Genomic DNA, 18562 nt, shown 5'->3' with positions numbered 1-18562 from the left:
CCCTCCTGAGCTGGCCCTTCTCGTTGTGCCCCCGGCAGGATTCGAACCTGCGACACCCGCTTTAGGAGTGGGATTGGATCCTTGATCGGCAGTGTTCTTCTATGCCGGGTGCTGCTGTTTGTCCAGGTCAGCAGCACCCAGCATCATGTTTGATCCCGCTCGTGACGCCCCATGCTCCGCCGTCCGCTCACGCATCGCTCACGCATGCGGCGGTGGCTGCCCATGGTGGGGCAGCCACGGTGAATCAGCAGCCAGTTGTGGCAGGCTCGCGCTCGAAAGGTGCCTGAAGTACGGCACTCACTGCACCGTGTCTCTGGAAGGGAAGGCCAGGCGGCCCCCTTCGGCATAGCATCACAAAGATGAACATCAGGGGGCCATGCCGGCAGTCCCGGACGTGGCTCCCGCCTGCCATGGAGCGTGATGAATGCAGGCGGCGAGACCAGGCGCACTGGGCGGCGCGAAGAACGAGGCTGGTGCCACTCACCGGGCCGGTGTTGCAGCCCTTCTTGTCACATACGGGGTGCTGGGAGAGGCGGTTCCCTGGTTGGAGTCTTCCTCTGTGCCGACGACGCTGCGCATGGAAGCGGATCTTCACGTCGACGACGTCGTGCTCGATCTCAGTGACGGCACACGTGCGTTCATTCAGGCCAAGTTGTCCGGAACCGACAAGGCGTTCAAGGCCACCGTCGATCAATGGTGCAGGGCCATCACTTCCGGAGAATGCTGCCCCGGAGACGAACTGCTTTTCATTGTCACCAACGCACCTTCCACGATCGGACGCCTGGCCGACGCGCTGACTACTCGTCGCGCTGGAGCGTCGCTCACCGCTCCTGCCGCGCGGCAACTCGACCGGCTGGAACGGCTTGCTGCCGATCGCGGCCTTAGTGACTCGGCAACTTCGCGGCTGCTGGATGCCGCGAAGATCCGCGTTCTCGACGCCCGTGACGATAGGCCGGACGAAGCCCTGGGGGCTGCTTGCCTGAACGCGGCAGTTGTTCCTGCCGGCCATGGTCGGGCTGCCTTCCGGGCACTGCGAGCCGCAGCCCGCACCCAAGCCGAACAGCGCGCCTCCTCAGACCTTCAGGCATGGTTCAGTTGGCTGACGAGCGCGCGCTTGCCCCTGGTATCCGACGCCACCGGTGTTCCCGTCGCGCGCCTGGAAGCTCACCACCAGGCCGTCATCGGATACCGGGACAAGTGGGCAGCCGAACAGGACGTCCTCCCGCTCGCTGACCTTGGTCTGGGACTGACGTCGATGACGGTTGCCGGGGCGGCGGACGACCTACGAGCGGTGGCCGAAGTCGCGGACGACAGACGTGACCAACTGATCGACATCGTGCGTCGACAAGGTCGGCTGCTCTTGGTCGGCCGACCCGGGTCCGGTAAGACGGTTGCCTCACGTCTCATCGCGGCTCGCTGGGCCGCGACCGACCGGGCTCCGCTCCCCGTGTGGCTACGCCTACGTGACCTGCTGCCCCTGCTGCCCGTGACGGGCCCCTATCGCCTTGAGGCGGCCGATCTGGTGCGAGTAGCCGTGGGCGCCGCACAACCGGTGCAACAGGACGCGGTGCTTGAGTACGTTGAGCGCGGTCAAGCCCTGCTCCTGTTGGACGCGCTCGATGAGGTACTCGACCGGCGCGATGCCATAGTGGAAGCCCTGGCAGACCTACTGGAACGTCTGCCCCCTGAACTCGACGTGGTGGTCACATCTCGACACTCCTCGGCTCAGGCGGCCGGGCTGCTCCACCTGCCCGTCTACGAACTGCAAGACCCCATGCATCTCAACAAGACCCTCGATCAGCTGTTGCACTCAGTGGCCGACCAGTTTGCCCGTGGCGAGGACACGGAGGTGTGGATAGCGGACCGCACGCGGCGCATCAAGCAATCACGCATCTCTGAGCCCACGCTCTGGCAAGTACCCTTGCTAGCCACGCTGATGGTGCTACGGATCGCGCAACGCGCAGCAGCAGCCACACCCACGAGCAGGGCCGCTCTGCTCACTGAGGTGATCGACAGCAGTGTCCATCGCTGGGAGATGCGCCGCCCCCTTCCAGCAATGCCGGACACGGACGCACCGCAGACCCCTGATGTCCTACTGGACTGCTTCAACGACATCGCCCACCTCGTAGCCGCGGCGGGTAGCGCGTCATGGCAGGACGCACGCGACGCCATCAGCGCCCGCCTCCAACAGCACTGGGGAAAACCAGCGGGCACGGCGGTAGCTGCAGCGCGCCACATCCTGGAGTACTGGGACGCAACAGCAGGCGCCTTCATCAGTGACGCGCCGCAAGGAACCCTCACAGCCCGCACACGCCTCTTCGCGGAAATCGGCGACGCCCGATGGGCATTGAGAGATTCGCAGTCGATCGGGCCGTGGATGGATGATGCCTTGACGAACCCGGAGCGCAGAGAGAGCGGGCGGCTCGCCGCGAGCCTGTCCCCGACTGCTGCCCATATTCTCATCAGCCGAGCATTGAACGATGGTGGGCCGTTCCTCGACCTGGTCCGCGACGCCGTCGTTGACGGAGCGGTTTTCGAAGATACGGCCTTGTACGCCTACCGGCAGGCCCAACTAGCTCGCCTGGAAACCGTCCCAGAGCACTACCCAGATCCTTCACCTGGGGCATTCAATTTCAGCCGGGGGCGCTCGCCCCGCGCCGAACTCGCGGCCCGCCTCGCTGAAGACGACCTCGATGCAGCACAAACAGAGCAACTGATCATTGCTGCAGGAAGAATGGGGTCTAGACAAAAGGCTGTTATCACTGCACTGTGTGCCGTGCGCCAAGCCCGCCAACGAGCCACAGCGCTCACCGACAGCGAACTGGAGACGCTGGAGGCGGCCCTTCTGGCTGCCGGAGCGGAGCCAGACGGCCCCCCGGAAATTCCTGCCGGCCTTGATGCGCTTGTTCGTGCTGCTGTCATCCACCTTCTGCCGCAACGGCCGCAGATGAGCTCCACTTTCATTGACGCTACTCATCACGCCAGCGTCAACACCGTCGAGTGGATCCAGACCGAGCTGCCTCAGTTGGGCCGCCACGATCTTCTTCGTGCGCTTTCAGCACGGTGGGGGGCCGCAGATGTCCTCCGATCGTTTGCGGACTCTTTCCAATCTGTCGCGGCACCCTTCGAACTCTTCGCAGAGCTCGACAACACCCCCGTCCGCCTCACCCCGGCTCAAGCCTGGCACTTGGACGCCGCCGCAGCCTTCATTGACGCTCTTGACATGGCAGAGCAGGCTGCTATGACTCCCTCATATGCCGTTCAGCAGCAGCGGAACTTGACGGAAGACATCTGCCGTATCGTGCTAGAGGCCAGCGGCCAGGACATCGCTCTCATCAGTGCGCAACTGCGCAGTCTGCGCGATGAACGCCCCCGACATCCCGACTGGGGCTTGCTGTACCTCCCCAGTACCCGAACTCCCGACAGCACACCGCTGGCCCTTGACACCCTTGAAGTCGACATTGTTCTGCAGGCCCTTAAAGGGGGAAACCCCTGGCTCGTCCAGCTAGCCTTGCGCCTCGCAGCCAGCGCTGCCGCACTAGAATTGCAATTTGCCGAACGGGTGCTTGCAGAACTGCCCACGCTGACGGCGCAGACTCGTCTGAGCACGGCGACTCTGCTCGCCTACCGCTGGTCCGACCTCGCCTTGCCTATTCAAGATCCTTCAATTAGAGCCGGAGCTGCCCGCGTCCGCGCTCGCACCCTTGCCGACGCTCAACGCCATCGTGATGCCGAGGACCTCCTAGCCGATCCCGACCTGCTCGTCCGAGAAGAGGCTGCCCGCTTTCTGCGGAACGTGTCGCCCGCCGATACCTCCGCGCTTGAAACAGCCCTGGCCACTCCAGCACGACAATGGACCTGCATCCACTGCGATATCGTCATGCCCCACGCAGCGGAGTGCTGTACTCAACGTCATCCACGTCCGAAACCTCGCCTTGCAGACTAAGAAGGATCGTCCTGCCAGCCATTCGGGACGGGCAGGGAATATCCGCTGCCTGATAGTCGTGCTACGAGCTCCCGCACCTCCTGAACGACTTTCAGTACCGGCGTGATGATCGTGCCTTCGGTCAACTCTTGCTCGCACTTTGCTAGAAGGACAGGCCACAGCAGTTCAGCAAGCTCAACCTTCGGGTCGCCAAGTCGCATCCTGCCCAAAGGAACCTTGATGTCAAGATGGTCTTTTCGAGCCTCCTGGAGGTGGTTCCGTATATCCTGATTCCAAGTTTCAGGAAGTGTGCCGTGCTTGCGCTCGGCAATGATTCTGATCTGGGGGATCAGTTCGTCGTCGGAGAAGTTGGCAAGCTCGTACTTGTCTGAGCCCCAGACGTGGATACGGACCAGAAAGTCCAGCTCATCTTGGCCGATGTCCGCGCCTTGCCACTGAACCTCTTCACGGATCGCCCCCTGAAGGGCATCTCTCTCGGCAGTGCGCTTCTCAGCCGTTTCCCATTTATTCTCGGCATCCATTGCAATTACGAGAACTGTGGGGGTGGCGTCCAGTAGCCATCGATCGTTTATGCGCCTACCGATGCGGGGCGCGATGTTGTAACGCGCGATGAGCTGGGGATTCACCTTAGATCCCTTGGTGCGTTGAACGCGTACGTGATGTGGCTGAGTTAGGCCAAACTCCGCAAGGAGTCGGGACAGCTGATGGAGTTCGGTTTCCCCTTCAACCAATAGCAGGACTCGCGGGTGAGGAGAGAGGCCAAAAGAGCCAAGTGCTCGTTCAAGGGAATCAGCGTTATCCTGTCGAGGAGTCAGACGATCATGCAAAGCCGTCCAAGAATTCCACCCTGAAATATCGGGCAATGGCTCAAGTTGACCCGCTGCTGCTAGATCCTCATGGGCTCGCAGAAGGATCTCAGCAGCGATCCGGTACCACATAAAGTCGAGTGGTGCGCCTCTGAGCTCAGACCATCCCCCCTTGTAGCCCGCATGGCGCAGCAACGGAAGCCACGACTTCATCGGGTCTTTCATGCGCGCCACGGCTAGAAGCCGTTCCGCTTCCTTCAGCAAGCCGGCTTCAGGGAAGCCTGCGATCTTAAGTAGCCCAGAAACGTCAGATGATGACCGAAACCGCCACAGGTCGTCTTCGGAAGTGCCGGGCGGGATGTTGACGGTCCCGAGGATGCCCGGCAAGTACCGGGGTGACAGCGCTACTAGAGCCTGTGTACGTGCTCGCCTGCGCAATACGCTAGCGCGATAGTCATGCAGGAAACCAAGCTCAATGAACTTAAGCTCGTTCAGCGCATCCGCGAGGTCCAGCAGTTGCCAGTATGAATATGCGAAACCATTCCACCATCCGCGTGGGTCCTGGTCGGCGGGCCGTACGTAGGGCCAGTTTGCAGAGTAGCCCTCTTCGCGAGAGTCTCGCGCCCGTCCCTCCAGCGCTGCCTTAAGTACCCAGCCCCTTACATTAATTGCAAGAATTCCAGCGGGGACATTGATCCGCCGACCTTCCGAAGCGGTATCGCTCACACGGAAGAGCGGAAGAAGTAGCCGCCTGTTGTGTAGCTCCTGGAGGAGGGTCAAGTCGACGCTGGAGCCTCGAACTTTAGCCTCTTTGATCAGATCATCAGAGCCCAGGAGGTGATCCTGCTGAGTGAAAGAAAAGGGAAGAGCTAGCAGAGCGAGTGACGAGCCGGGTGAGGGGGTTTCTCTTGGGGTCATAAAGTGATCCTTAGCGCGGCGTCGGTTCGTCCTCATCCACGTTATAACTTTGGCCCCCGCCCTCAATGTTTTTGCGAGCACGTCTATACGCGCGCTTCGTGGGGATGGGTGCTGACTTATTTACCTCTTGCTGCCGTGCAATTAGTTCGCCCAGCGCGGCTCGCGCCTCGTCATACTCCATGGTTGGCAGGTCAATGTCATAAAACACGCGAGCATCTTGCTGGAGGGCCAGGTAGGCGTTGGCCGCAGTTTGGGCTTGCTCGATGCGGCGGGCAAGCCCAAGTGAGGTCATCACAGCGCTAAGTGCCGCTGCTGACAAAGCGGCTACAGCTGCCCAGTAGCGACCCGCAGTGGAAGCCAGGGTGGCGGCCCCCGCGATAGCAGCCAGGGCGGTGGCGGGAGTGCCCAAGCTTAGGTTCGTCCCCCGCCAAATCTTGGCCTGCTCGAATTGTCCCTGGCCGCTCCACAAAGCGGACTCTTCTATGCGCTTGGCCTCGTTAGACAGCTGATCGCGCTGCTGATTATCCATACGCCGGGAACCTCCCGTTGAACACCTTATCCCACCACTCGAACGCCTCCTTGATGTCGCCGTCGCTCTCGGCGGCCATCGCCTTGCGGGCTCGCCCCAGAGCGGTGGTGAACTTAGATAGGGCATCCTGCCGATAGTTTTCAGTGTGCGCGGCCGGCACATAGCCAGAGATGCCTTTAGGGTCGACCATCTGAGCCAACTCGCAATCGACAAGGTGCTTTAGTACATCTCGAACGTCGTACTTGTAGTCGATGTAGGCTTCCCCGGAAGCCCATTTGGCGACTCGCAACTCCAGATAGAACGACGTAACAGGAATATTGTTGTAGTATTTTATGGCCTTAATGAGCCGGATGAGCTGTTTAGCTTTTCCGCTGAGTGCGGTATTGACGTCGGTGACGTACTTGTTGTGCACACTCGGGCCGGAATTAACCCAGCCGCCGCCGAGCTGGGGAATCTTGTAGATGTTATAGCTGTCGGTGCTGTCCCGGCCAACGTAGTAGGCCGGGACGACTTCGAGTTTCTCAGCGCCATCCGTGCCAAATTCACACACGACGGCCGGAGTGGACACTCGGATCGTCGTGTTGGGGAATCGGTCTTTGAGTGCGTCGCGAATCTTGGTCAGCATGTAAGCCGAATCGTTCTGCTGAGCTGCCGCGGGGATGGAGGCAAAGTAGTCGACGTCGCTCCAATAACGCACGCTCGTTCCGTTGCTGTTTGAGCCGGTTCCGAAGAAGTTGCTGACCCCGAATGAGCTTTTCAGTTTATTGCCGACGCTTTCGCGGTGGCTAGCCATCGAGGAAGTCTCCCCGGGCGAGCGTGTCAGGTTGCCAACAAGTGTGTTGAACGCGGTGGTAACGGTGGTAGCCATGTCGGAATCCGACCCCTCTCCTGCTGTACAAGAACGGAAGCTGTGAGGCCATCGAACTGATGATCCCGAGCCACAGCAGTACCGCACACGTCGCGCGACAGCAAGATACGATCACAAGTAGTCAAAAAGCTAGTGCTTGCATACAAAATCTAACCTGATGCGACGACCAATAGGAGGTCAGTTTCAACACGAAGGACCACTCATGGCCACCAAGAGCGTCAAGGTAGACGACCTCGACAAGAAGACCGAGGGCACGGAGGCGGCCGTGGTTCTCCTCAATGGCGGGTTCTTCAAGCTCGGCCTCGGCGCCGCATCGCCGTGCTAACGCTGTGGGTGCTACAGGACCCATCGCGTCGTCGGCGAGTGGGCGCCGAGTTGCCCGGCGTCATTCTTTCCTGAGGTTGGCGGAGTTCGACGTCGGTAAGGTGCCGATCAACGGATAACGCGGATCATCACGGTCAAGACCGGTGAGGCCGGTGAAGGCCGACTCTGGCCGATGTCTCCGTACCCCCACGACTTGTAGAGCGCGTGGACCTTTCCATGGCCGGCGGCTGGGTTGACCATGAGCGTGACGTACGGTTCGTCGCGTGTGGCGAGGAGGGCGTCGTGGATGCGGCGGGCGGTGCCGGTCTTCCGCCAGGTCGGTCGGACGCCGATCTCCTTCAGGGCCACGGCCGGGCGCTCGGTGTACTTCTCCGCAGGCGTCGGGCTGGTGCGCTGCCAGTAGCGGTCGCCGTGCTCGATGGTGTTGCCGTAGGCGTAGCCGACCGGATGCCCGTCCGCGTAGGCGAGGACGGCCACGAACCCCGGTTCGGTGCCGTGCCGGTCCAGGCGCTCGCCGAACGCGGTGACCGCGTAGTTCGGCAGGTGGAGCAGTGGGGCGCGCACGTCGGCGTACACGTCGAGGAGGTCGCCGCGGGCGGTGTCGAGGGTGGTGAACGTGCGCAGTTCGATGGCGGGCGCCGTGGTCATGCGGCCATCCTCCAGGTGGCGGTGTGCTCAGTCCAGGTCTGCGCGGTGAAGCTGCCCGGCGCGGTGGCGCGCAGCGCGGCCCCGAACTCCTGCAGCATGCGTGTGACCCGGGCGTGCTGGGTGGCGGCTTCGGCGGGGACCTTCATCGCGGTGGCCGTGGCGGCGTCGGGGGCACCCTGTGCGAGCTGGGCGTGTGCGAGCCGGGTGGTGGTGATGGCCCGGGAACGGACCATGTGGGGCCGGAGGGCGGACAGGCAGCGGTGGGCGTGGTACTCGGCGGTCGAGTAGTCGCCGAGCGCCAAGTGCGCGGAGAGGGCCAGGGAGTCCAGCTCGGCCTGGTCGTAGAAGGCGAGCATCCACACCGGCCGGTAGTCGGCGGGGTCGGCGCGCAGCATGGCGTCCTGCGCCTGCTCGAAGGCCCGGCGGGTGCCGGTGCGGTCCTGAGCCGCGCCGTGGATGGCGCCCTGGCGGGCCAGGCCGAGGGACGCGAACAGGGGGTCTCGGCGGGTGAGGTGCAGGTTGCGGGCGACGTCGTTGGCGGCGAACGCGTCAGCAGGACGGCCCATGTGGCGGTACATGGTGCCCGCGTGGCTCCAGATGCGGAACTTGATCGCCTGATCGCCGGACATCTCGGCGAGCGCCTGGGCCTCGCGCATGTGCGCCTTGGCGACGTCGTAGCGCCGGCCGTCGATGGCGGCCCACATCGCGGAGGAGCGGAAGGCGGCTGCGGAGGCGTAGAGGTTGCTGCGCACCCGCTGGGTGGCGCTGCCCGCGTTCTGGAGGTTGAGCGCCTCGTCGGCGAGGGCGGCGGCCCGCTGTTCGATGCCGAGTTGTCCGCCGTGGCGGTGGTCGCTGGCGATGATCTCGGCGAAGCGCTTGTTCAGACGGTTGACGTCGCTCATACCGATACGGCGCGGCGATGCGGTGCCGGGTGCGGCTGCTGCGGCGGCAGCCGCCGCGATGCTGCCGACGAGGGTGCGGCGCTTCATGTCGGGGTCCTCCTGCTGCGGTGGGGCCGGGGTGGACGAAGGCCGGCCCCGTGGCACGAACCCTAAAGCGACGGCGGGTAGTCCGGTGACGTCCTCAAGTGCCTTGCGGGCGGCTGACTTTGGCCAGGTGACCCGTCCCGCTTTCCATGCCCGGACCGATGAGCCGTCGAGTCCTCCAAGGCGCCCGGTAAACCGTTCAATGGCCCTGTTCACGGCCTCGGCGAGGCTGTTGGAGCTGTAGCCGTGTTCGGTCATCCACGCCTCAAGAACGGTGTTGCGGGTGGTGTCCATGCGGGCACGGTAGCCCGCGCGATCCTCACCCGCCAGGTAAAGGAGAGGTCAAAACACCCTAGGCCGGTCCGTCGGCTGAGCGCCTGAACGTCCTAACCAACCAGCTGGGAAAGGGAGTTGTCTGGGTGCTGGTCGCCCGCCACGCCCCACCGTGCGGGCGGCTGTTGACGGCCCGGCCCGCCCCTGAGGTTCCCCCGCGGGGGCGGGCCGGGCGCCGAGACGACACGAAGGCTCCACCCCAATGACGAGTCTGAGAACACCAGTTGAGGCCCTCTCCGTCGGCCACCCGACATACAGCCAGACCTTCCCGTGCGAGCCGTCCACGGCCGAGATCGGCCGCGAACTCGTCCGAGACGTCCTCGGTGTGTGGCACCTCGACGGCCTCGCCGACCGTGCCGCGCTGATCGTCACGGAGCTGATCGCGAACGCCTCCAGGCACACTCTATGTCCCGAGATCCGCCTCACGGTTGGGCGGCCGAGCGTGACACGACTGCGTGTCGGGGTCGTGGACCGGGAACCATCGCGTCTGCCCATACTCAGCCGGGCGGCTGATGACGACGAGTCGGGGCGCGGGCTGCTCCTCGTCGATGCTGTCGCCGACCGCTGGGGCTACGACCTGCACAGCTCGGGCAGACGCCCTTGGGGCAAAGAGGTCTGGGCGGAACTCCGCACCGAGGGCGGCGAATGAGCATCCCGGCCACGGCGCCCTCTCCCCTTCCAGACCTCGCCCGACTCCGGCCCCGCCAGCAGATGGCCATGGACTGCGCCCTCTGCGCCCGCCCACTGGGAGCGAGCGGTCGACGGCTGGGCGAGATACGCCACCGGGGCCTGCCGTTCCAGCTCTGGGCCTGCGCTCCCAACTGCCAGGCCGCCAGATCGACCATCCCGACCAGCTGAGAAAGGGGACGTCCTTCCATGGAGTGGCCGTGGATCACCGGTGATTGCTGGCTCGGCTGCGGCAATACCGGAGTCTTGGTGATCTGGCTTGGCCCGGTGCAGTGGGACGGGCAGCACGCCCCTTTCTACGCGTGCGAGCCGTGCCTCGATCGCCTCCAGGCCCAGGCGCTCGCCTACTTCATGGAGCGGCGGCCGGCATCCGCTTGATCGGACTCACGGCACACGACTTCTCGGCGTGAGGCAGGCACCCCGCGAGGACTTCCTACGCGGAGCACGTCCCCTCGTGCCGGGCGGCCAGGAGCCGTCCCGGGGAGCAGCCGTCTGGCAACGCTCCCGTGACGGCACCTGGTGGGCGCTCCAGCCCAGTAACACCACAACGATTATGAGGAGTTGAAGCATGACGCGTAGCACGGTAGTTCCCAGCCTCACCGAAGTACGCCCGCAGATTCCGGGGGCATCGGACGGCTTCGACTTGGACGTCTCACTCGTCGAGATCGCCGACCCGGCGGGCCTGGTCAACCTGACCGACGACAACTGCGGGTCCACCTGCGGCGCCTGCACCACCAACGTCGCCTGATCCGGCCCCAGGTCAATCCGGGCTGGTGCCGCCGCGTCTCCGCGCGGCGGCACCAGCCGCCAGCCCCCTCACCTACGGAGGTACTTGGTGGTTGCTCCGCCCGCAGCGTTCCGCACCGGTTCCACTGTTCTCGTGCGCGCCGTGGCCCGGCCCGCGCTGCCGTTTCCTCCATGCCCTGACCTCGATGACCGCTCGCCCAGCGTTGCGTCTGCCCGTGTGGCGTGGCTACGCGCGGTCTGGGCGAACAAGGACGTCGCCGAGGCACTCCAGCACTCCAGCCCGGTCCTGGCCGCGCAGGTACGGGCCCTGTGCACGGCCGGGCATCCCGCCCTCCGGGATGTGCAGCGCGCGGCGCTGTCCGTGGCCCGCTACCTGCTGCGGGCCCTGCACCGGGCTACGCCTTTCGGCCTGTTCGCCGGCGTGGCCACCGCGGAGTTCGGCCCGCAGGCGCGGGCCGACTGGGGCGAGGAGCACGTGACCGTCGGCCGCGCGGGGGCAGAGTGGCTGGCGGCCCTGGTCGCACGGTTGGAGTCATGCCCGGACCTCCTCGAACGGCTGCCCGTCGTCATCAACAACACCGTGACGTATCGGGGAGACCGGCTCATCGTGCCGTTCCAGCCCGACGTCCAGGACGACCGGACTCGCGCGGTCGAGGCGTCTCTGGCCCTGACCGGACCGGTGCGCGCGGTCCTTGCCGTGACACGACTGCCGATCCGGTTCGGCACCCTCGTGGACAAACTCCAGGCGGAGTTCCCTGAGGCCGGTCCCGAGAAGGCGCGTCAACTGCTGGCGGAGTTGATCCGGCGGCGGGTGTTGATCACGGGCCTGCACGCGCCGAGTACCGAGACCGATGCCCTCGGATATCTGGTGGGCCAGCTCGATGCGATCGACGCCGGAAGCCTCACCTCGGTCGCGGAGACGGTGCGTGCGCTGCACGCGGTCCGGGCGGGTCTGGATGAGTGCGCCACGCGCAGCGGCCGGGACAACGTCGCGGCGCGGATGCGGGCTCTCGTTCCCGGTTTGCGCCGCCACCCCGCCGCGCTCGACCTGCGCTTGGATGCAGAGACTGTTCTTCCGGAGGCGGTAGCCCGCGAGATCGAGCGCGCTGCTCTCATCCTGACCCGGGTGAGCACCCGTCCGTACGGGACCGCCGCGTGGGGCGAGTACCACCAGCGGTTCTACGAGCGGTACGGCATCGGCACGATGGTGCCGCTCATGGAGGTCGTGGCGGACAGCGGCATCGGCTATCCCGACGGCTACCCAGGCGCTTCGGCCAGCGCCCGCAGGCCCCGCGTCTCCGCTCGGGATGATGCCCTCGTACGGCTGGCTCAGGCCGCCGCGCTCGACGGCCGTGACGAAGTGAGCCTCTCGGACGAACGGGTTGAGGCCCTGGACGTGGGTCCCGACGAGCCTCGGCTGCCGCCGCACTTGGAGATCGGGGTGCGGGTGCACGCGGCCAGCCTGGAGGAGTTGCAGCGTGGGCGGTTCCGGCTGGAAGTCGTGAGCGTGTCCCGTGGTGTCGGCGTCTCCACGGGCCGGTTCCTCAGCGTGCTGGCCCCCGCCGACCGCGAGACCCTGGCCGCCGAGCTCGCCGACCTCCCAGTCACGGACGGCAACACCGTGCCCGTGCAGCTGTCTTTCCCGCCCCTGCTCTCCGCGAGTGCCCATGTCACCCGCGCTCCTCAGGTCCTCCCTACCGTGATCAGCCTTCAGGAGCATCGCGCCCCGCGAGACGCCGTCCTCACCCTGGAGGACTTGGCTGTGGGGTGCGACGGCCGCCGCATGTACCTCGCCGTCCCCGAGCGAGGCCACCGCGTGGAGGCCGTCGGGATGCACGCGCTGAACCTGCGCACCCACACCCCGCCACTGGTGCGGTTCCTCACCGAACTGTCCCGCGCCCAGTCCGCGCAGGTCACCGTCTTCGACTGGGGTGCCGCAGCGGCGATGCCGTTCCTTCCACGTCTGCGGTACGGCCGCATCGTGCTGGCCCCGGCACGCTGGCGGCTGGAAGTGCCCGAGCTGCCCGGCCATGCCCGCCCTCGGGCCGAGTGGGACGCCGCGCTCAGCGACTGGCGTGCCCGGCGGAGGCTGCCGCGCCGCGTCTACCTCGTAGAGGACGACCAGCGCCTCTTCCTCGACCTCGACGAGGCCGGCCACCGTGCGCTCCTGCGCAGACACCTCGACCATTCGCGCCTGGCCGTGCTCGTCGAGGCCCCGGAACCAGAGGCGTACGGCTGGTGCGGCGGGCGAGCCCACGAGGTCGTGGTGCCCCTCAAGGCAACCAGGCCGTCGGCATGGCCGCCACTGCCAGCCCCCAGCCGGGCCCGTGCCCTGTCTGCGGCCCAGATGCAGACGCCTGCCTCTTCGTCGGTTCTTCTGGCCGCCCTGTACGGCGACCCCCGCCGCCAAGACGTCTTGCTCTCCCGGCACTTGCCCGGCCTCCTCGAACAACTCGGCAACCCGCCGTGGTGGTTCATCCGCTTCCGCGACCCGGACCAACACCTCCGCGTACGCATCGCCCTCCCCGACCCCGAAGCTTTCGCCGACACGGCCCGAACGGTGAGCGCTTGGGCCGACGAGCTACGAAGCATCGGCCTGCTGGCCGACCTGCGCTATCCCACCTCCTACCGGGAGATGGGCCGCTGGGGCTCCGGCACCGCATGGGAGGCGGCTGAGGAGGTCTTCCGGGCGGACTCGCGCGCCATCCTGGCCCAGCTCGCGCAGCCACAGCGCCCCGGACTGCGCACGCTGGTGGTGGCCCACACCGTCGCCATCACCTCCGCGTTCCTCGGCACCATCGACGCCGGAATGCAGTGGCTGATCGACCACATCCCGCCGACAGCCCCCGTGCCCGTTCCACGCCCGCAGTTCACCGAGACCGTACGGCTCGCCGACCCGAGCGACGACTGGTCGGCCCTGCGTGGCGTCCCGGGCGGAGACGCCATCGTGTCCGGATGGGCCGACCGGGAAGCGGCACTCGCCGCGTACCGGCCGCACCTACCCGGCCCGGACACCCAGGGCATCGCCGTCGACGATGTCCTGACCTCCCTGCTGCACGTCCACTTCGTGCGCCACGTCGCCGTGAACTTCCCGGAGGAAGAGGTGTGCCTCTATCTGGCGCGCGCCGCCGCCCTGGCCTGGACCGCCCGCACCAGGGGGAGGGCCTCGTGACCGCCCACCCCGCGCTCGGCCTGGTCGACGCCATCGCCGCCCGGCTCGCCGACCCCGACACCGTGCCCCTCGGCTCCAGGATGCTGTCCTCGGACCGGCAGCACCTCGCCTACGGCCCGCCCGGAATCGCGCTCCTGCACATCGAGCTGGCCGCGAACGGCGTCGGCCCGTGGCAGCGCGCCCACGACTGGCTCGCCGCCGCCTCTCGGCAGCCGCTCACCAGCGGCCCGGACAGCCACCCGTTCTACGGAGTGCCCGCCTTCGCCCACGCCCTGACCCGTGCGGCCGATCACCTTCCCGACTCCTACCAGCGCGCCCTCGACGTGATGGACGGACAGATCGCAGTCGACGTCGGACGCCGTCTCGACACCGCACACCGCCGCATCGACGCCGGACGCCTTCCGCAGCTCGCCGAGTACGACGCCATCCGGGGCCTCACCGGATACGGCGCCTACCTACTGCGCCGAAACCCCGGCAGCTCCACGATGCGCGCCGTCCTCGACTACTGCGTGCGCCTCACCGAACCGATCACCCACCACGGCGAGACCCTGCCGGGCTGGTGGGCGGAGACCGGGCCCTCGGGCAGCTCGGACGACCGATTCCCCGGTGGGCACGCCAACACCGGTATGGCGCACGGCATCGGCGGCGTGCTCGCGCTCCTGGCCCTCGCCGCGCGGAACGGCTCCGTCACCGACGGGCACCACGCAGCACTGCGCACCATCCTGGCCTGGCTGGACCGCTGGAAGGAGAAGGCCGACGGCGGACCGGTGTGGCCGTACTGGGTCACTCAGGGTGAGCTGCGCAGGGGGCGTCTCGGCTCGTCAGCCCCCAGGCGGCCGTCCTGGTGCTACGGCACCGCCGGCCTCGCCCGTGCCCAGCAACTTGCCGCGCTTGGCCTCGGCGATGCCAGCCGCCAGATTGACGCGGAGAACGCGCTCGTGGCCGCGCTCACCGATCCCGAGCAGCTGAAGGCCACGACGGACAACGGCCTCTGCCACGGGTTCTCCGGCCTCGCCCACGCTGCCGCGCGTACGGCCGACGACGCCGCCCCCTCGACGGCGGGGAAACTCCGCGCCGCGATCCCGGCCCTCCTGACTGCGGTCATCCCACCGGGAACCGACCCCGAACTCATGGCCACGGCGCTTCTTCAGGACGAGGAAGGCGGCCCCGGCCTACTCGACGGCGCCGCCGGCATAGCTCTGGCCCTCCTGGCGCCCAGCACCGCCGCACCACCCCGGTCCGCCTGGGACGCATGCCTCCTCATCGCCTGATACACCGACCGAAGGACCTCTATGCCTCCCGACCACTGGCAGCAGCACAACATCACCTTCGTCGAGCGCGAGAGTGCCCAGCGCACCATCGCCGAAAGCCTCGGCCCCGCCCTGATCGAGGCCGAGGCCGACGGGCAGCTCACCGGCTGGTGGTTCATGAACAAGCAGCCCTGGCCGCTGCGTTACCTCGCGGACAAGCCCTCACCAGCCATTGAGTCGCTCCTGAGCGATCTCATCGGCGACGGCGTGGCCGTGTCGTGCCTGCCCTGCGTCTACGAGCCCGAGACCGACACCTTCGGCGGCACGGAAGCCATGGACGCAGCCCACGAACTGTTCCACCGCGACTCCCGCCACCTACTCATCTACCAGCCGGGCCCGATGCACTTGGGACGCCGGGAGACCGCCGTCCTGCTCGCGAGCGCCATGATGCGCGGCGCCGGACTCGACTGGTTCGAACAGGGCGACGTATGGGCGAAGATCGCCGTCCTCCGGCCAGCCACCACCCCTCTGCCACCCGAACGATCCGCCCAACTGATTTCGTCCATGCAGAAGTTGATGACCGCGGATGCCCACAGCCTCTGCCGCCCGAACGGTCCATTGCACAGGCATGACGAGTGGGTCACTGCCTTCGAACGGACAGGTGCCACGCTCGCCGGTCTCGCAGGCCGTGGCGCCCTCGCCCGCGGCCTGCGAGCCGTCATCGCCCACCACGTGATCTTCCACGCCAACCGCGCCGGTCTCCTCCGGGACGACCAGAGCGCTCTGTCCAACATCGCACGAGAGGTAGTCATGGGAACGAGTGACCACACTGAGTCGCCCACCGAGGCAACGGCCGACATCGATAGCGTCAGCGCGGTGAACACCGACACGATCACCACCCCCACGGCGGACGCCGAGCGCCTCCGCAACGCCCTGGTCGACCAGCTCCGTGCGGACGGACACGCCCGCACGCCCGCCGTCGAGACCGCGTTGCGGACCGTGCCCCGCCACGTGTTCGTGCCCGAGGCATCGCTCGAAGACGCCTACGCCAACGCACCGGTGAACATCAAGTACGACACCGACGGCACGTCCATCTCCTGCGCCTCGCAGCCGGGCGTCGTCGCCCTCATGCTTGACCAGCTCGAAGCCCAGCCCGGCGAGCGCATCCTCGAACTCGGCGCCGGAACCGGCTACAACGCCGGTCTGCTCGCCCACCTGGTCGGCAAGAACGGACAAGTGACCACCCTCGATGTCGACGACGACCTCGTGGAGGGTGCCCGTGCGCACCTCGCTGCCGCCGGGATCACCAACGTTGAGGCCGTGACCCGCGACGGGGCACTCGGCTACGCCGAAGGAGCGCCGTACGACCGGATCATCGCCACCGTCGGCGCGCACGGCGTACCGCACGCCTGGCTGCAGCAGCTCGCGCCCGGCGGCCGGCTCCTCGTCCCCCAGCGCCTCAAGGGCACCGTCTCCCGCTCCATCGCCTACGAGCAGCGCGACGGCCGGTGGGCGTCCCTCGGCAGCGAGATGAACACCTTCATGCCGCTTCGGCGGGGCATCGCTGACGACGACCGCCGAGTGATCCCTCTCAGTACGGACGGCGCCGTACGACTCCAGGCCCCCGCCGGGCTCAACATCGACGCCGACGCCCTCGCGGGCGTACTTGACCAGCCGCGCACCGAGGAGTGGACCGGCATGACGGTCCGCGCCATGGAGTCGCCGGAGTGGATGGAACTGTTCGTCACCTGCTCCCTGCCCTCCGGTCTGATCCGGATGCTGTTCCCCCAGAGCGCCAAGGGCACTCTGCTCAGTGAGGACCCTTACCCCTCGTCGACCGCGGTTGTCGACAAGGGTGCCGTCACATACCTCGCCCGGCGCTTGTCGAAGAAGAAGACTCCCGAGAGTGGCAAGCTCTGGGAGTTCGGCGTCATCGGCCACGGCCCCGGCAGCGACGAGCTGGCCGCGAAGGTCGCCGACACCATCCGTACCTGGGACAGGGAGTACCGAGGCCGTGAGGCCACGTTCGAGATCCAGCCCCTTGACGCCCCCGAGATCGAGCAGTGCCCCGGTCTCTTCGCTTTCGACACCCCACTGAACTGCATCGTCGTCGACTGGCGGTGACGCCCCACGCGTAGCAGACGGTGCCCGCGGCATGCGGTCGGCGGGCACCGCCGCACCACCAGCCCTCACCCACACACTGGGGGACACATGGATCCGCACGGACCAACAGCCCAGCGCTTCCCGCTCGTCGCCCGATTCCGGCCCGCCTGCCTGCCCCTGCCCGAGCGTGTGCGTAGTCTCGTCGACCTGGCCGACACCGCGGTGAACAAGACCGACCAAGGGCTTGCATCGGCCGTCTACAACCAGGCCGCGCTCATCGCCTCCGACCTCGGCCTTCCCGATCTCGCCCGCGAGATGTGCCACCAGCACGCCGCCGCCTACCTCCATGCCTGCCCCCTCCCCGGCATGAGCGCGATCCGAGGATTGGAACCGGTCGTCAACCTGGTCCGCCTCCAGATCCGCGCCGGCCACGTCGATGAGGGCCGTCAGCGACTCCTCAACCTGTACAAGGCCGTCGGGGTCGGCGCAGCCGCCCGGTTCGAGGGCGTCGTGGTACCGGCGGACCTCACTGCGACCGACGAGGACCGCCACGAGGTCCGCTCGTGGCTGTGGCGCGTGCTCCTCGCCGACGGCACGCGTACCCTCACCACAACGGGACGCTGGGCTGAGGCCCTGGCGCACATTGAGGCGCACCGGGGCGTAGGCAAGCGAATGCTCGACGGGCGCCAAGTCGCCGTCCTCGCCGCCCTCATCGTGGGTGACACGGCGTCGGCCGCTGTCCTCCTAGCCGACACGATGCCCGGCGACCCGTGGGAGCAGGTCGTCACGGCATGCCTGACCGTCCTGTGCCGCCGCGACGCCGGGCAGCCGGTCGACGGCCAGCTGGCGGACCTGGCAGCCACCTATCTTGAGCGGCAAGCCGAACCTGGGATGACCGTCTTCGACATCCGGCTCGGCCTTACCGCCCTCGACGCGCTCGGTTCCGCCGATTCGCCCTCCGCGCACCGCATCGTGGAGGACCTCCACCGCAGGACGACGGACGCCGAAGACGGTTACGCGGCCCGCGAGAACCTGTCGCATCCCCTGTTCACGACGCTCGCCACGGAACGGCAAGCACAGGAGTGCCGTGCGCTGGTGCGTGCCTGCGCCCTCGGTGCTGGGATCCTCCCGGACGGGCTGCAAGGAGAACTGGCGGCGGCTCTGCGCGCCAGCGACAGCGTGATCAGGAAAAGCCTCGAACGGCCCTCCGGCCCTGGAAGTAAAACCCTTATGGGGAGAGTGTGA

The 18562-nt window shown here is 66.8% G+C and carries 14 protein-coding genes; 9 read left to right on the top strand and 5 right to left on the bottom strand.

The annotated features are described in order from the left end of the window. Positions 1–559 precede the first annotated feature (559 nt). On the top strand, positions 560–3946 hold the full coding sequence (locus ACZ79I_RS17135; protein ID WP_471498328.1) for an NACHT domain-containing protein: 3387 nt from the start codon (positions 560–562) through the stop codon (positions 3944–3946). Here ACZ79I_RS17135 and ACZ79I_RS17130 read toward each other — a convergent pair. The 3 genes from ACZ79I_RS17130 to ACZ79I_RS17120 are packed head-to-tail and all read right to left on the bottom strand — an operon-like array spanning position 3943 to position 7067. Continuing rightward, the gene (locus tag ACZ79I_RS17130) at positions 3943–5670 is read right to left on the bottom strand and encodes a hypothetical protein (RefSeq protein WP_471498326.1); all 1728 of its coding nucleotides are present in this window, start codon (positions 5668–5670) and stop codon (positions 3943–3945) included. The genes ACZ79I_RS17135 and ACZ79I_RS17130 overlap by 4 nt on opposite strands. Before the next feature lie 10 nt (positions 5671–5680). Beyond that, positions 5681–6199 carry an SLATT domain-containing protein gene (locus ACZ79I_RS17125; RefSeq protein ID WP_471498324.1) on the bottom strand — a complete coding sequence of 173 codons (519 nt, stop codon included), beginning with the start codon at positions 6197–6199 and terminating at the stop codon, positions 5681–5683. After that, complete coding sequence (locus ACZ79I_RS17120) at positions 6192–7067, bottom strand: SMODS domain-containing nucleotidyltransferase (protein ID WP_471498323.1); 876 nt, start codon at positions 7065–7067, stop codon at positions 6192–6194. The genes ACZ79I_RS17125 and ACZ79I_RS17120 overlap by 8 nt, the downstream gene beginning before the upstream one ends. Before the next feature lie 202 nt (positions 7068–7269). Here ACZ79I_RS17120 and ACZ79I_RS17115 point away from each other — a divergent pair, with 202 nt between their 5' ends. Beyond that, positions 7270–7392 (top strand): hypothetical protein, encoded by a 123-nt coding sequence (locus tag ACZ79I_RS17115; RefSeq protein WP_471498321.1) that lies wholly within the window; start codon positions 7270–7272, stop codon positions 7390–7392. 107 nt (positions 7393–7499) lie between these two features. On the opposite strand, the gene ACZ79I_RS17110 is transcribed toward ACZ79I_RS17115, so the two are convergent. Both ACZ79I_RS17110 and ACZ79I_RS17105 read right to left on the bottom strand, forming a co-directional pair. Then, positions 7500–8039, bottom strand: a complete 540-nt coding sequence (locus ACZ79I_RS17110; RefSeq protein WP_471498320.1) for a GNAT family N-acetyltransferase — start codon at positions 8037–8039, stop codon at positions 7500–7502. Next, positions 8036–9319 (bottom strand): XRE family transcriptional regulator, encoded by a 1284-nt coding sequence (locus ACZ79I_RS17105; protein WP_471498318.1) that lies wholly within the window; start codon positions 9317–9319, stop codon positions 8036–8038. Before ACZ79I_RS17105 ends, ACZ79I_RS17110 begins: the two co-directional genes overlap by 4 nt. Positions 9320–9560: 241 nt before the next feature. Between ACZ79I_RS17105 and ACZ79I_RS17100 the strand changes: the two genes are divergently transcribed. The 7 genes from ACZ79I_RS17100 to ACZ79I_RS17070 all read left to right on the top strand — a co-directional run bounded on the left by ACZ79I_RS17100 (position 9561) and on the right by ACZ79I_RS17070 (position 18562). Further along, entirely contained in the window at positions 9561–10007 is a 447-nt protein-coding gene (locus ACZ79I_RS17100; protein WP_471498317.1) for an ATP-binding protein, read from the top strand. A 227-nt stretch (positions 10008–10234) separates the two neighbouring features. After that, positions 10235–10423, top strand: a complete 189-nt coding sequence (locus ACZ79I_RS17095) for a hypothetical protein (RefSeq protein ID WP_471498315.1) — start codon at positions 10235–10237, stop codon at positions 10421–10423. A gap of 190 nt (positions 10424–10613) precedes the next feature. After that, positions 10614–10793: an FxLD family lanthipeptide gene (locus ACZ79I_RS17090; protein ID WP_471498313.1), complete on the top strand. Its 180-nt coding sequence runs from the start codon at positions 10614–10616 to the stop codon at positions 10791–10793. Between the two features lie 216 nt (positions 10794–11009). After that, on the top strand, positions 11010–13964 hold the full coding sequence (locus ACZ79I_RS17085) for a lantibiotic dehydratase (protein WP_471498312.1): 2955 nt from the start codon (positions 11010–11012) through the stop codon (positions 13962–13964). Then, positions 13961–15235 carry a lanthionine synthetase C family protein gene (locus ACZ79I_RS17080; RefSeq protein ID WP_471498310.1) on the top strand — a complete coding sequence of 425 codons (1275 nt, stop codon included), beginning with the start codon at positions 13961–13963 and terminating at the stop codon, positions 15233–15235. Before ACZ79I_RS17085 ends, ACZ79I_RS17080 begins: the two co-directional genes overlap by 4 nt. Positions 15236–15256: 21 nt before the next feature. Then, entirely contained in the window at positions 15257–17338 is a 2082-nt protein-coding gene (gene fxlM, locus ACZ79I_RS17075; RefSeq protein ID WP_471498308.1) for a methyltransferase, FxLD system, read from the top strand. 87 nt (positions 17339–17425) lie between these two features. Then, a complete protein-coding gene (locus ACZ79I_RS17070) occupies positions 17426–18562 on the top strand; it encodes a hypothetical protein (protein ID WP_471498307.1) in 1137 nt (378 codons plus the stop codon).

This window comes from Streptomyces sp. PSU-S4-23 (genome assembly GCF_055632315.1).
This window is presented reverse-complemented; position numbering and strand designations above follow the sequence as displayed.